11 protein-coding genes are annotated in these 13,710 nt (G+C 67.8%); 4 read left to right on the forward strand and 7 right to left on the reverse strand.

Translation table 11 applies throughout. The annotated features are described in order from the left end of the window. The first annotated feature begins 162 nt into the window (after positions 1-162). Positions 163-1,599, forward strand: a complete 1,437-nt coding sequence (locus QNO00_RS01095; protein ID WP_229965763.1) for an SDR family NAD(P)-dependent oxidoreductase — start codon at positions 163-165, stop codon at positions 1,597-1,599. Here the strand turns inward: QNO00_RS01095 and QNO00_RS01100 are convergent. After that, positions 1,578-4,373, reverse strand: coding sequence for a cation-translocating P-type ATPase (locus QNO00_RS01100; protein WP_284023342.1), 2,796 nt, complete (start codon positions 4,371-4,373; stop codon positions 1,578-1,580). The genes QNO00_RS01095 and QNO00_RS01100 overlap by 22 nt on opposite strands. 132 nt (positions 4,374-4,505) lie before the next feature. On the opposite strand from QNO00_RS01100, the gene QNO00_RS01105 reads away from it, so the two are divergent. From QNO00_RS01105 to QNO00_RS01115, 3 genes are read left to right on the forward strand one after another with little or no spacing between them, the layout of a single operon-like run. Further along, the gene (locus tag QNO00_RS01105; protein ID WP_284023343.1) at positions 4,506-5,525 is read left to right on the forward strand and encodes a YeiH family protein; all 1,020 of its coding nucleotides are present in this window, start codon (positions 4,506-4,508) and stop codon (positions 5,523-5,525) included. Between the two features lie 55 nt (positions 5,526-5,580). Beyond that, positions 5,581-8,208 (forward strand): aminopeptidase N, encoded by a 2,628-nt coding sequence (gene pepN / locus QNO00_RS01110; RefSeq protein WP_229965759.1) that lies wholly within the window; start codon positions 5,581-5,583, stop codon positions 8,206-8,208. Positions 8,209-8,267: 59 nt separating this feature from the next. Further along, positions 8,268-8,993 (forward strand): alpha/beta fold hydrolase, encoded by a 726-nt coding sequence (locus QNO00_RS01115; protein WP_284023344.1) that lies wholly within the window; start codon positions 8,268-8,270, stop codon positions 8,991-8,993. Positions 8,994-9,030: 37 nt separating this feature from the next. On the opposite strand, the gene QNO00_RS01120 is transcribed toward QNO00_RS01115, so the two are convergent. From QNO00_RS01120 to QNO00_RS01145, 6 genes are all read right to left on the reverse strand, one after another. Further along, entirely contained in the window at positions 9,031-9,366 is a 336-nt protein-coding gene (locus QNO00_RS01120) for a cupin domain-containing protein (protein WP_229965757.1), read from the reverse strand. Between the two features lie 77 nt (positions 9,367-9,443). Then, the gene (gene lplAB / locus QNO00_RS01125; protein ID WP_229965756.1) at positions 9,444-10,523 is read right to left on the reverse strand and encodes a lipoate-protein ligase LplAB; all 1,080 of its coding nucleotides are present in this window, start codon (positions 10,521-10,523) and stop codon (positions 9,444-9,446) included. Between the two features lie 90 nt (positions 10,524-10,613). Further along, on the reverse strand, positions 10,614-10,871 hold the full coding sequence (locus tag QNO00_RS01130; protein ID WP_227889826.1) for a type B 50S ribosomal protein L31: 258 nt from the start codon (positions 10,869-10,871) through the stop codon (positions 10,614-10,616). 165 nt (positions 10,872-11,036) lie between these two features. Next, positions 11,037-11,993, reverse strand: coding sequence for a hypothetical protein (locus QNO00_RS01135; protein WP_284023346.1), 957 nt, complete (start codon positions 11,991-11,993; stop codon positions 11,037-11,039). Positions 11,994-12,078: 85 nt separating this feature from the next. Then, the gene (locus QNO00_RS01140) at positions 12,079-12,891 is read right to left on the reverse strand and encodes a TrmH family RNA methyltransferase (protein ID WP_284023348.1); all 813 of its coding nucleotides are present in this window, start codon (positions 12,889-12,891) and stop codon (positions 12,079-12,081) included. Further along, positions 12,892-13,701 (reverse strand): sulfite exporter TauE/SafE family protein, encoded by an 810-nt coding sequence (locus tag QNO00_RS01145; protein WP_229965753.1) that lies wholly within the window; start codon positions 13,699-13,701, stop codon positions 12,892-12,894. It lies immediately after the preceding gene. Positions 13,702-13,710 lie beyond the last annotated feature (9 nt).

Genomic DNA, 13,710 nt, shown 5'->3' on the forward strand with positions numbered 1-13,710 from the left:
CGCTCTGGGGCCCCGTTCTCGCACGCGCGGGGGTGCCTTGTCCCCCCCCCGCCCCCCCCCCCCCCGCCCCCCCCGCGGCGTTTCGTTGTAAGGTCGGAAGGCACAAAAATTTGCCTTCGCCGTGTTGTTCGCCGGCGGGAAACACAGCAGAAACGACTTTTCATGAGCACCCCCGACCTGACTCCCGAAGATCTGCAGGCCTGCCTGCGGGTCCTGTCCTCCATCCACGTCCTGGACGAGGAGCACCCGGATTACGTTGCCGTCCGCCGGGCGACCGCCAAAATGTTCAAATCCGTGAAGAAGCACCGGAAGAATGAAAAGCGCGACGCCGCTGCGGACGCCGACCGCGCCGTCGTCGCCCGCACCGCCACCGGAGCCGCCGACCGCATCGACGACGAAACCCGCGGCGCCCAGCTGCGGACCTCGGCGCACGGACCGTCGGCCGGAACGCTGCTGAAGCCGCGCAACTGCTACATCTGCAAGCAGCCCTACACCGTGGTTGACGCGTTCTACCATCAGCTCTGCCCGGAATGTGCTGCCTTCAGCCATGCCAAGCGCGACGCCCGCACCGACCTCACCGGAAAACGTGCCCTGCTGACCGGCGGCCGCGCCAAGATCGGCATGTACATCGCCCTGCGGCTGCTGCGCGACGGCGCGCACACCACCATCACCACCCGCTTCCCCAAAGACGCCGCCCGGCGCTTCGCCGCCATGGAGGACTCCGCGGACTGGCTGCACCGGCTGCGGATCGTCGGCATTGACCTGCGCGACCCGGCCCAGGTCATCTCGCTGGCCGAGTCAGTGGCCGACGCCGGACCCCTGGACATCCTGATCAACAACGCCGCCCAGACGGTGCGCCGCACGTCCAACGCGTACCAGCCGCTGGTCGACGCCGAACTGGAGGAACTGCCGGCCGGCAACATGCCGGAGCTGGTGACCTTCGGCCACACCCACAACGCCCATCCCACAGCACTGGCGGGGTCGATCGCGGAACATCCCGTGCTCGCCGGCGACGCCGTCACCTCGCTGGCGCTGACGGCCGGTTCCTCCTCGCTGGAGAAGCTGGGCGCCGGAACGGCCATTGATGCCGGCGGACTGGTGCCGGACACCGCACCGATCAACAGCTGGACCCAGGTGGTGGACCAGGTGGAACCGCTGGAGATGCTCGAGGTCCAGCTCTGCAACGTGACCGCACCGTTCCTGCTGGTCAACCGGTTGCGGCCGGCCATGGCCGCCTCGGGCGCCCGCCGGAAGTACATCGTGAACGTCTCGGCGATGGAGGGCCAGTTCTCCCGCCGGTACAAGGGCCCCGGGCATCCGCACACCAACATGGCCAAGGCCTCGCTGAACATGCTTACCCGCACCAGCGCCGAAGAAATGCTGGAAAGCGACGGCATCCTGATGACGGCCGTGGACACCGGCTGGATCACCGATGAGCGGCCGCACCCCACGAAGGTGCGCCTGGCCGAGGAGGGCTTCCACGCCCCCCTGGACCTGGTCGACGGCGCTGCCCGGGTCTACGACCCGATCGTCATGGGTGAGGAAGGCGTTGACCAGTTCGGCGTCTTCCTGAAGGACTACAAGCCCTCACCCTGGTAAGCCGGCGCTGAGGTCCGCAGCCGGAAGCGGGAGACCGCCTTCCGGATCTCGGAGATCCACAGCGCCGTCGACCCGACGCCGAGAGCCAGGAACCACTGGCCGGAGGTCAGGTCGGTGGTGTCGAAGAGCCCCTGCAGCACGCCCAGCTGCACCACCAGGACCTGCAGGACGACGACGGCGGCCAGCGACACCCAGATCGCCCGGTTGGTGAAGGTGTGCAGCGAGAAGACGCTGCCCGTGGCCGAGCGGACGTTCAGCAGGTTGAAGGCCTGGTAGAACACGAAGGTCGTGAACGCCAGGGTGGTGGCGAACAGCGGGTCGCCGGCGCTTTCGGGATACATCTGCGGCGCCAGGTAGAGGACGCTGCAGGTCCCCACCGCCATGACAATGCCCATCGTCAGGATCCGCAGGATCCGCCGGCGAGTCAGCAGCGGTTCCCGGGCCGGCCGCGGCGGCTGCTTCATCAGGTCAGGATCGGCTGGATCCACGCCCAGCGCCAGCGCCGGCGGGCCGTCCATGATGATGTTGACCCAGAGGATCTGCAGGGCGGTGAAGGGCGCTCCGCCGGCCAGCGAGAACGCCGCAGCCGCCAGGAAAATCAGCACGAACCCCCACGCCGTGGTGAGCTGGAAGCTGACGAACTTGAGGATGTTCGCGTAGATGCCCCGGCCTTCCTGCACAGCGGTGACGATGGTGGCGAAATTGTCATCCGTGAGGATCATCCGCGCCGCGCCCTTGGACACGTCGGTGCCGGTGATGCCCATCGCGATGCCGATGTCGGCGCGCTTGAGCGCCGGGGCGTCGTTGACGCCGTCGCCGGTCATGGCAACCACGGCGCCGTCCGCCTGCAGCGCCTCCACCATCCGGATCTTGTGCTCGGGCGAAACCCGCGCCAGCACCCCGTAGCCGGGAGCCCGTTCGCGCAGCGCCTGGTCGTCGAGGCCGTCAAGGGCGGAACCGGAGACCGCTTCGCCGCCGATTCCAAGGTCCTTGGCGATGGCGGAGGCAGTGATCAGGTGGTCGCCGGTAATCATGTGCACGCTGATTCCGGCCCGGTGGGCCCGCGCTATCGCTTCGGCGGCTTCGGGGCGGGGCGGATCCATGATGCCGACGACGGCGTACAGGGTCAGCCCGGTGACGCTGTCCCGGAGGGCATCGGAATCGGCGGGCAGCCCGCCGTCCACCGGCCGGCCCGCTGCTGCCATGGTGCGCAGCCCCTGCCGGGCCAGGGCCGCCACTTCCTCCGAGATCCGTTTCCGGTCCTCGGGGCGCAGCGGCCGGTCTCCGTCCGCGGTGGACAGGAACTCCGAGCGCTCCAGCAGGACTCCGGGGGCTCCCTTGGCGTAGCAGAACAGTTCCCCGCCCGCCGCCTCCCCGGGCGCTCTCTCTCCGGATGCGTCGTCGGCCGCGTCCCCGCCGCCGGGAGAACGGTTGAACGTGGCCATGAATTTGTAGTCGGAGTCGAAGGGAACTTCGGCCATCCGCGGATGGGAAGCGCGTGCGCCGTCGGCGTCGATGCCGCCCTTTTCCGCCAGCACCACCAGGGCGCCCTCGGTGGGATCACCGGTGAGGACGCCGTCGCGCACCGATGCGTCGTTGCACAGGGCGAAGCCGAGGAACGCCGGGGTAAGGGCGGAGACCGGGTGTCCGTCGGCGCTGAGCAGGGCCCCTTCGGTGGAGTACCCGGACCCTGACACCCGGAAGACCCGGCCGGAGGCCGCGTAGACGCGCCGCACGGTCATCTCGTTCAGGGTCAGGGTGCCGGTCTTGTCGGTGCAGATCTGGGAGGTGCTGCCCAGGGTCTCCACGGCCGCCAGCTGCTTGATGATGGCGCCGCGGGCCGCCAGCCGGGACGCTCCCATGGCCAGCGTGAAGGCGACGACGGCGGTCAGTCCTTCGGGGATGGTGGCCACTGCCAGGGAGACGGCGGTCAGGAACAGATCTTCCCAGCTGTCCCCGCGCAGCAGGCCGAGCACGAACACGACGGCGACGACGATCAGCGCCACGTAGGTCAGCAGCCTGGCCAGCTGGTCGATGCTGCGCTGCAGGATCGTTTTTTCGTCCGCCGTGGTGCCCAGGAGGTGGGCGATCCGGCCGATCTGGGTCTCCATGCCGGTGCCGGTGACCAGCAGCACCGCACGGCCGCGGCTCACATCGGTGTCCATGTAGAGCATGTTGGTGCGGTCGCCCACCGGCAGTTCGGGGTCGGCCAGGGCAGCCGTGGTCTTGTTGACGGGCTGCGACTCCCCCGTCAGCGCTGCCTCGGCCACCTGCAGCCGGACGGCTTCCAGCAGCCGGCCGTCAGCGGGAATGGTGTCCCCGGCCTCCAGGAGGACCACGTCGCCGGGCACCAGGTCGGTGCGCGGGATGTCCAGTGTCCGTCCGCCGCGGCGGACCGTGGCCACTGAGATCGATGTGCTCCGCAGGGCTTCCAGGCTGTTTTCCGCCCGTTGCTCCTGCACATAGTTCAGCACCGTGTTCAGCGTGATCACCGCGAGGATGACCACCGGCGTTTCCCATTCCCGGGAGACGGCGGCGCTGATGACGGCAGCAGCGATCAGCACCAGGATGAGGCGGTCCGTCAGCAGGCCCAGGATCTTGCGCCAGGCCGGAACCTTCCGGCCCGCAGCCAGTTCGTTGCGGCCGTACCGGGTGGTGCGCTGCTGTGCCTGGTCGGCGGAGAGCCCGGTGTCCGGGGTAACCTCCAACTGCGCCGCAACCTGCGAAGCAGATAATGTCCAGGGCTGTTCGGGCATCTGATCGTCCACGTGCATGGGTTTGCCTCTGGCGGTAGGGGGTGCTGTTCACTCTAACAAAGCAGCCGCCGGCAAACTCCCGTTGGAACGGGAACCGGGAGCTGAGCGGTCATGTTTGGCGGGGAAAGGATTCTGCGGCAGGGTGGAACCGTGAACCGCACTCCCCTGCAAAGAACCGCCACCGCAGTGCTGCCCGGCCTGGTCACCGCTGCCGCGGCAGTGCTTCCTGCGTACCTGCTGCACTGGCTGTTTCCCTGGCTGCCGGTCCTGACCACGGCGGTGGTCCTTGGGCTGCTCGCCGCGAACCTGCCGGGGATTTCCCCGGCCGTGGCCGGCCCGCTGAAGCCGGGGCTGTCGCTGGCGGCCCGGAGACTGATGCGGGCCGGCATCGTGCTGCTGGGGTTGAAGGTCTCGCTGGTCGATATTGCCGGCCTGGGCTGGACCGCCCTGCTCCTGATCGCAGCGCTGGTGGGGGCGGCCTTCGCCGGAACCTACCTGGTGTGCCGGGCGTTTCGCCTGCCGGGGCAGGAGCCCCTGCTGATCGCTTCGGGCTTCTCGATCTGCGGAGTCTCCGCCATCGGTGCGATGGCCGCGGCCCGCAGGGTGCGGCACGAAGACACGGTGGTGCCGATAGCGCTGGTTACCCTTTGCGGAACGCTCGCCATCGGCGTGCTGCCGCTGCTGGGGTCGCTCCTGGATTTGCCGGCCGAAACGCTGGGCATCTGGGCCGGCGCCTCCGTCCACGACGTCGGCCAGGTGGTCGCCACCGCGCAGACGGCAGGCACGGCGGCGCTCGCCGCCGCCGTCGTCGTCAAGCTGGCGCGGGTGGTCCTGCTGGCTCCGCTGGCCGCCGCCGCCGGACTGCTCGGGCGCCGGTCGGCCCGGGGAGAACAGACCCCGGGCAAACTGCCGCCGCTGGTGCCGCTGTTTGTGGCCGGGTTCCTCGCCCTCATTGTTGTCCGCACCACCGGGGTGCTGCCGGAAAGCGTGCTGTCGGCCGCCGCCGTGGTGCAGGAAGTATTTTTCGCCGCCGCCCTCTTCGCCCTGGGCGCCGGAGTGCGGTTCCGGGCTCTGTTCGTGTCCGGATTCCGGGCCCTGGCCGCCGCACTGGTTTCCTGGTTCCTCATTGGCGGCCTGGGGCTGGCTCTGGCGCTGACCCTGTCCAGGTAATCGACCGCCCGGTACGCCACGGCCCGTTGAAGAAGGAAAGTGGTTGAATGATGGGGTGTCGAACCAGAATCTGCGCCGTGAAGAAGCCGCCGCCCGCTCAGCCCTTATATCCGTTGCAACCTACGACGTCGATCTTGATCTGAGCACCGCCGAGGACCCTGATGCTCCCGGGTTCCGGTCCCGGAGCACCATCACGTTCCGCTGTGCTGAGCCCGGCGCGGCCACGTTCCTGGACTTTATCCACGGCGGCGTGTCCTCCGTGGTCCTGAACGGCCGGGAGCTGCCGCTGGAGGGCACAGTGGACGGTTCGCGGATCCACTTGGCGGATTTGGCTCCCGAGAACACCGTCACGGTGGACGGGACGGCCCTGTACAGCCGCAGCGGCGAGGGAATGCACCGGTTCACCGATCCGGCGGATTCCCGCACCTACCTCTATACCCAGTACGAGCCCGCCGACGCCCGGCGCGTGTTTGCGAACTTCGAACAGCCGGACCTGAAGGCCGCCTTCACGTTCGCGGTAACGGCGCCCTCGGACTGGGCCGTGGCCTCCAACGGGGCAGAGGTCTCGTGCACGCCGCTTGCTGAGGGGCAGTACAGCCGCCGGGAATTCGCGCCCACCCGGCGCATCTCCACCTACATCACGTCGGTGCTGGCCGGACCGTATTTCAAGGCTGAGGATTCCTGGTCCGGAACACTGGAGGACGGGTCGGTCCTGGATGTTCCGCTGGGTGCCTACTGCCGGGCCTCCATGGCCGGGTCCTTTGATCCGCAGAACATCTTCGACATCACCAAGCGCGGCCTGGACTACTTCCACGGGCTGTTCGCCTACCCGTATCCGTTCGGCAAGTACGATTCAGCCTTCGTTCCCGAGTACAACCTGGGGGCCATGGAAAACCCGGGCCTGGTGACCTTTACCGACGCCTACGTGTTCCGATCCAAGGCCACCGAGGCCCAGTACGAGGCACGCGCCAACACCATCCTGCACGAAATGGCTCACATGTGGTTCGGCGACCTCGTGACCATGGCGTGGTGGGACGACCTCTGGCTGAAGGAATCCTTCGCCGACTACATGGGTGCCCTCGCCGTTGACCAGGCCACCGACTTCACCAATTCCTGGGTCTCCTTTGCCAACCGCCGCAAGGCCTGGGCGTATGTCCAGGACCAGCTGCCCACCACCCATCCGATCGTCGCGGACATCACCGACCTCGAAGCGGCCAAGCAGAATTTTGACGGCATCACCTACGCCAAGGGCGCGTCAGTGCTCAAGCAGCTGGTCGCCTACGTGGGCTTCGACGCGTTCATCGCGGCGGCCCGCAATTATTTCCGCGACCATGCCTACGGCAACACCACCCTCGCTGACCTGCTCGACGCCCTGAGCACGGCCTCGGGCCGGGACATGGCCGCCTGGTCCCGGCTGTGGCTGCAGACAGCCGGCGTGCCGACCCTGACTCCCCGCGTCGAAACGGACGACGACGGCGCCTACACCTCCGTGACGATTGTCCAGGACGCTCCGGATCCGGTCAGCGGCGAGCAGGTGCCGCGGCCGCACCGCCTGCGCATCGGACTGTACAACCCGGACAACACCGGCGACCTCGCCGCGGGAAGCACCCTGGTGCGCACCGGCAGCCTGGAGATCGACGTCGTCGGGCCGCGCACCGATGTGCCCGAGCTGGTGGGAACGCAGCGTCCGGCGCTGCTGCTGCTGAACGACGAGGACCTGACCTACGCCAAGATCCGGTTCGACAACGACTCCCTGCAGACCCTGCTGCATTTCCTGGGCCTGATTCCCGATCCGCTGACCCGGGCCGTGTGCTTCTCGGCCCTGTGGAACAGCGTTCGGGACGGGGCGCTCAGCGCCCGGGACTATGTCCGGCTGATCGTGCAGGCCGCGCCGGCGGAAACCGGGGCCGGCGTCCTGCAGGTGATCCTCGACAACGCCCGTTTTGCCGTGGACCGCTATGCTCCGGCGGAACACCGCAGCACCCTGCGCGAGAACCTGTACTCGCTGGTGGTCGAGCAGCTCCACGCCGCGGATCCCGGCAGCGACCGGCAGCTGGTGTGGGCCCGCAGCGCGGCGGCCCTGGGGCGGCGCAGCGCCGCGCACGCAGAGCTGCTGCGGGGCCTGCTGGACGGAACGGTGAAGGTGCCGGGGCTGGCCGTGGACTCGGACCTGCGCTGGCTGTTGTGGGTGGCGCTGGCCGCGACCGGCAATGCCCGCCGGGCGGAGCTGGACGCCGAACTGGCGCGCGATTCCACCGCTTCCGGACGGGTGGGCTTCACGACCGCGACGGCGGCGTTCCCCGAACCCGCCGCCAAGGCCGCCGCGTGGCAGGATGCCGTTCATTCGGACGAGCTGTCCAACCAGTTGCTGTCGGCCACCATCGAAGGCTTCACCATTGGCAGCACCGAGCTGTTGGGGGTCTTCGCCGCCGACTACTTCGCGTCGCTGGCCCTGGTGTGGAGCTCCCGCAGCATTGAGCTGGCCAGCCGCATTGTCACCGGGCTGTTCCCGGGCGCACAAGACCTGCCCGAGCACATGGTTCCCGCCGATCACCCGGTCCTGGTGGCCAGCATGGACTGGCTCGAGGCGAACCCGCAGGCCCCGGCGGCCCTGCGCAGGATCATCGTGGAGCAGCAGGACCAGCTGCTGCGGGCGCTGCGGGCACAGGCTGCCGGCAGGTAGGCGCCGGCGGTGTGCACGGACCCCGTGCGCACCGCTGCGCCGCCTGCGAGCATTGTGGCATGACGACTCACACGAACAGCCCGACCATCCTTCTGATCCCGGGACACTGGCTGGGAGCCTGGGCGTGGGACGAAGTCCTGGAACACCTGACTGCCATGGGCCGGCGAGCTGTTCCCCTCACCTTGCCCGGCCTCGACGGGACAGACCCGGACAGGGCGTCCAGGACTCTCCACGATCAGACAGCGGCAGTCGAGCAGGCCATGGCCGGGGAAACCGGCCCGGTGGTCATCGTCGCCCACAGCGGAGCCAGCACTCCGGTGAGCCTCGTGCTCGATCGGCACCCCCACCTGATCCGCCGGGTGATCTGGGTCGACAGTGGTCCGGTCGCGTCCGGTACCGTCTTCGACCCCGGTGTCCCCGCGGAAATGGAAGAGCTTCCGCTGCCGTCCTTTGAAGCGCTCGGACAGCAGGCCAGTCTTGACGGCCTGAACGCCGACGTTCTTGAGCGTTTCCGGACGCGGGCGGTTCCCGAACCCGGGCCCGTGTTGCGCCAGCCTGTGGAGCTCGGCAACGAGGAACGGTTCAAGGTCCCGGCAACCCTTGTCTGCTGCTCGATCCCGAGCACGCAGATGATGGAGCTGGCCCGTTCCGGCCATCCCGTGTTCGCCGAAGTGGCCAGGCTCGAGAATCTGGACCTTATCGACTTGCCGACGGGCCACTGGCCCATGTGGAGCCGTCCCGCCGACCTTGCCGGGGTCCTCGCAGCAGCCTCCCGGACCGACTAAAGCGCAGCCCGCTGCTCGGGGCAACGGGGCAGGACGGTCAGCGGTCCCGCTTGGCGACAGTCAGCAGCACCGCGGAGTCCTCCACCGCCTCGAGGGAATGCCGGGCCTGCGGCACGATCAGCAGGTCCCCTGCCGAGCCTTCCCAGGAATCCCCTTCCGAATGCAGCCGGACACGGCCCTTCAGCACGTGGATCGTCGCTTCGCCGGGGTTTTCATGTTCGTCCAGGAGGAATCCGGCGTTCAGGGCGATAAGTGTTTGCCGGAGCACGTGTTCGTGGCCCCCGTAAACCGTCTGGGCACTGCGTCCGCTCGACGCTCCGCCGGCGAGCTGCAGCTGGGTCCGCACCAAGGCGGTCAGGGACTTTTTTTCCATGCTCGGCAGTCTACTAGGGCAGGAGCACCGCGGCGCCAACTTCGCCGTCGTGCTCCTGCCCTGCCGCGGCAGGAGCGTTACGGAACCCGGTTGAGCCATTCCGCGGTGCCGAACTTCTCGGCCACCTTGGCTTCGGCCCGCGCCAGCTCCTCGCCGGTGATGCCGGCGGGAACCGCGCCGTAGCGCGCGGTGAAGGTTTCCATCATGGTGGAGATGATTTCTTCCCGGGTCAGCCCGGTCTGGCGGCGCAGCGGATCGACCCGCTTCTTGGCGCTGGTGGTGCCCTTGTCGGAGAGCTTTTCCTTGCCGATCCGCAGGACTTCGAGCATTTTGTCGGCGTCAATGTCGTAGGACATGGTGACGTGGTGCAGCATTCCGCCGTTGCTGAAACGCTTCTGGGCGGCACCGCCAATCTTCCCCTGGTCAGTGGCGATGTCGTTGAGCGGCTGGTACCAGGCCTTGATGCCCAGCTTCTCCAGCGACTCCATCACCCAGGCGTCAAGGAACGGATAGGACTCGGCGAAACTGAGTCCGTCCACCAGGGACTGCGGTACGTAAATCGAGTAGGTGATGGCGTTGCCGTGTTCCATGAACATGGCCCCGCCGCCGCTGATGCGGCGCACCACCGTCACCCCGTGCTTTTCGGCGCCCTGCGGGTCAACCTCGTTGCGCAGCGACTGGAAACTGCCGATGACCACCGATGGTGCTTCCCATTCCCAGAACCGGAGGGTGGGGTTGCGCCTGCCCGCTCCGACCTCCTCGGCCAGGACCTCGTCCATGGCAACGTGCATCGGTGTGGAGAGGGGTGTGGGGCCGATGATCTCCCACTGGTGGTCGTTCCAGCCTGTGGCCTTGGCCAGCGCGCGGCGCACAGTGGTGGCAATGGCTTCCGGCGAGAATCCGAACAGGACGGCGTCAGCGGGCAGGTTCCGTCGGACAGCGGCAGCAATGTCAATGCCGGCCGTGTCTTCCGGAAGTCCCTCCAGCGCTTTGTTGATGTCCGCCAGGGCGTCGTCGGGCTCCAGGAAGAAGTCACCGCTGAGCGACACGTCCGCCAGCTTGCCGTCCCTGACTTCCAGGTCCACCACCACAAGTTTGCCGCCGGCCACCTTGAACTCACCGTGCAGGCGGTTGTTGTGCCGTTCTGAGCTGCTCATTGAGTTTCCTTTTCCGCAAGTAAAAAGGCCCGCCCGGATGTCCGGGCGGGCCTTCCTAGTCTAGAACCTGTGCTGTTCTTTACGAACGGGTTACTTCTTGCCGCCGAAGCCCTTGAAGCGGGCGTTGAAGCGCTCGACACGGCCGGCGGAGTCCATGATGCGCTGCTTGCCCGTGTAGAACGGGTGCGATGCGGAGGAGATTTCCACCTCGATGAGGGGGTAGGTGTTGCCGTCTTCCCACTCGATCGTCTTGGCGGAAGTAGCCGTGGAGTTCGTCAGGAACGCGGTGTCGGACGCGAGATCGCGGAAAACAACCGGGCCATACTTGGGGTGGATATCAGACTTCAATGTATTACCTTCTTTTGGTGCCTGGATTTTGCCAGGCACTGGTGGTTGAAAGCTTGGAATGCCCCCATGCGGTGCAGTTCAATGCGCACACGGGGATCAGCAATTCAGCATACCGCATCCCGGGCCGCTGGTTAAAGCCGGATCCGGTTACTGCCGGAGGTCCCGTTACTGCCGGAGGTCCCATGCGCTGTTGACGGCCGTGATGCTGGAGCTGATTCCCCTGGCCTGTCCGGTGAGTTCAAAACGGACCGGTCGATAGTAATCGTCGAGCCACACCGTCAGCTCCGTTGGCATCATGTCATCGGCGGCGGCATCCCCGGCGCGGACCCCGCTGATCTTGGTCCTGGCGGCCCCGTTGAGGATGGCGCCGTAATCCACCTCCAGGGCTGCGGCGCCGCCGAACATTGCTCCCACCCGGTCCGGGTTCACGGTGAGCTCGGCGGCGGAGGCCAGCACTGCCGCGTAGGCCTCCTCGGGGGTGCCGGAGGCATCGGCCTTGATCCTGCCCCCGCCGGTGTCGACGCTGCTGCCGCCGGCGCCCGCCGTGATCCGCAGGTCCAGTCCCTGGTTTTCCAGGGTGAGGGAGAACTCCGGCGCGGTGGTGAACTGCACGGTGTGTTGTCCCTGCGGGAGCCAGCTCGACGCCGTTCCCAGGGTCTGCGTTGCTCCGCCTCCGGCGGTCATGCCGGCGCTGATGCAGGCCGCGGCCTCGTTCGGCGGCATAACCGCCGGGTCGCGGCGCAGCAGGAACTGGCAGGCGTCCTGGACCAGCTGGGGCATGCCGGCTTGGCTGCCGCTGACGCCGACCTTCAGCGGTTCCGCGGCCGGTTCCGGCACGGCGGCGCTTGGGGTGGCCGGCACTGAAGGAGAGGGCGGCGCTGAAGGAGAGGGCAGAACCGGACGCGGTGCCGGTGCCCCGGGCACGGATGCCGGGCCGGACACGCTCTGCCTGTCCCTGAACTGTTCGGCGGTCGGCCCGCAGGCCGCCAGCGGCAGCAGCAGCGCGGCCGCCAGCGCCGCCGTCCAGGCAGAAACACGGGCGTTGTCAGGAGAACGGGCAGCCGAAGGCCCGGCCCGGGAAGAGCGCCGGCGCTGGAACGCCCGGCTTGAACCAATACGCATAGCGGCCTCAGGAACGAATGCGGAGGGTGATCAATGACGACGCAAGTGTTGCACCAAAGCCGGATGAAGGTAAGCGAAACCGCGCCTATTTCGGCTGCGGCCGGCATTCCCAGAACGCCACGGCACTGGCGGCAGCGACATTCAGCGAGTCCACTCCCGCGCTCATGGGGATCCGGACGGTGAGGTCGACGGCGGAGAGGGTGCCGGCGGCCAGGCCGTCCCCCTCGGTTCCCAGCACCAGGGCCAGGCGCTCGTCCCGGCGGGCCCCGAGCTCGTCCAGGCTTACCGAATCCTCGGCCAGGGCCAGTGCGGCGGTGACGAAGCCGGCGTCGCGCAGCGCCGCCAGCTGGCCGGGCCAGTCTTCCAGCCGCACCCAGGGCACCTGGAAGACCGCTCCCATGCTGACGCGGATGGCCCTCCGGTAGAGCGGGTCGGCGCAGCGCGGACTGACGAGGACGGCGTCCACCTGCAGTGCTGCCGCGGAGCGGAAGATGGCACCAATGTTGGTGTGGTCCACGATGTCCTCCAGCACGGCAACCCGCCGGGCAGAGGCCAGCAGCGGGCCCAGTTCACGGGGCGCCGGGCGCTCCATGGCGGCCAGCGCACCGCGGTGCAGATGGAATCCGGTGATTTCCTCCAGGATTTCCGCCGTGCCTACATAGGCGGGAACCTCCGGATACCGGTCCAGCAGGTCCTGCAGGTCGGGAATCCACTTCTCGGCCAGGAAAAAGGACCGGGGCCGGTGCCCGGCGTCCAGAGCCCGGCGCAGAACTTTGGAGGACTCGGCGATGTACATGCCTTCCGCGGGCTCGCGGCGGCGGCGCAGGGCGGTGTCGGTCAGGTTGGTGTAGTCGGCGACGCGCGGGTCGGCGGCGGTGCGAAGGTACTGGAGGGTCACTCAGAACAGCATATTCCACAGTGCCACCAGGCCCAGCAGCACGATGACCGTGCGCAGGACCACCGGCGAGAGCCTGCGCCCCAGGGCAGCGCCGGCAAAACCGCCGATCAGCGAGCTCACGGCAATGAGGGCGACCACTGGCCACACAATCCGGTCGAAGGCGAAGAGCAGGTAGGAAACTGCTGCCACGATGTTCACGCCCAGCACCAGGATGTTCTTCATGGCGTTGGCATTCTGGATGCTGCCGTGCAGGAAGATGCCCAGGATTCCCACCAGCAGGATTCCCTGCGCAGCCACAAAGTAGCCGCCGTAGACGCCGGCCAGATAGATCAGGATGATCAGGATCACGGTCTGGCGGCGGGGAGCTTTCGGCGCGGCGGAAAGGGTGGATCCGCCGGACTGCGGCTCCGGCGCTGACGCTTCGGCACGGCGGCGAACCCACCGCTGCAGTGCGGGCTGGAAGATGACGAACAGCAGCGCCACCACAATCAGGTACGGCGCCACCGCACTGAACACGCTCTCCGGCAGGTGCAGCAGCAGCGCCGCGCCGGTGATGCCGCCCAGGATCGAGGCCGGCAGCAGTTTCAGGAGTGTTGATTTCAGCCCGGCCAGTTCCCGCCGGTAGCCCCAGGACCCGGCCAGGTTTCCGGCGATCAGTCCCATGGCATTGGAAATGGTGGCGGCCACCGGGGCATAGCCCAGGGCCACCAGGACCGGGAAGGTTACCAGTGTGCCGGAGCCGACGACGGCGTTGATGGTTCCCGCCCACAGTCCGGCAAAAAAGACCAGGGCGCTATGGAACAGGTCCATGACGCTACC

Source organism: Arthrobacter sp. zg-Y1219 (assembly GCF_030125545.1).
GTDB lineage: Bacteria > Actinomycetota > Actinomycetes > Actinomycetales > Micrococcaceae > Arthrobacter_B.

Excerpts from the sequence above, each read along its gene's own strand:
- QNO00_RS01115 (WP_284023344.1), top strand. The coding sequence starts at position 8,268 with ATGACGACTCACACGAACAGCCCGACCATCCTTCTGATCCCGGGACAC.
- QNO00_RS01135 (WP_284023346.1), bottom strand. The coding sequence starts at position 11,993 with ATGCGTATTGGTTCAAGCCGGGCGTTCCAGCGCCGGCGCTCTTCCCGG.
- QNO00_RS01120 (WP_229965757.1), bottom strand. The coding sequence starts at position 9,366 with ATGGAAAAAAAGTCCCTGACCGCCTTGGTGCGGACCCAGCTGCAGCTC.
- QNO00_RS01095 (WP_229965763.1), top strand. The coding sequence starts at position 163 with ATGAGCACCCCCGACCTGACTCCCGAAGATCTGCAGGCCTGCCTGCGG.
- QNO00_RS01145 (WP_229965753.1), bottom strand. The coding sequence starts at position 13,701 with ATGGACCTGTTCCATAGCGCCCTGGTCTTTTTTGCCGGACTGTGGGCG.
- QNO00_RS01100 (WP_284023342.1), bottom strand. The coding sequence starts at position 4,373 with ATGCACGTGGACGATCAGATGCCCGAACAGCCCTGGACATTATCTGCT.
- lplAB (WP_229965756.1), bottom strand. The coding sequence starts at position 10,523 with ATGAGCAGCTCAGAACGGCACAACAACCGCCTGCACGGTGAGTTCAAG.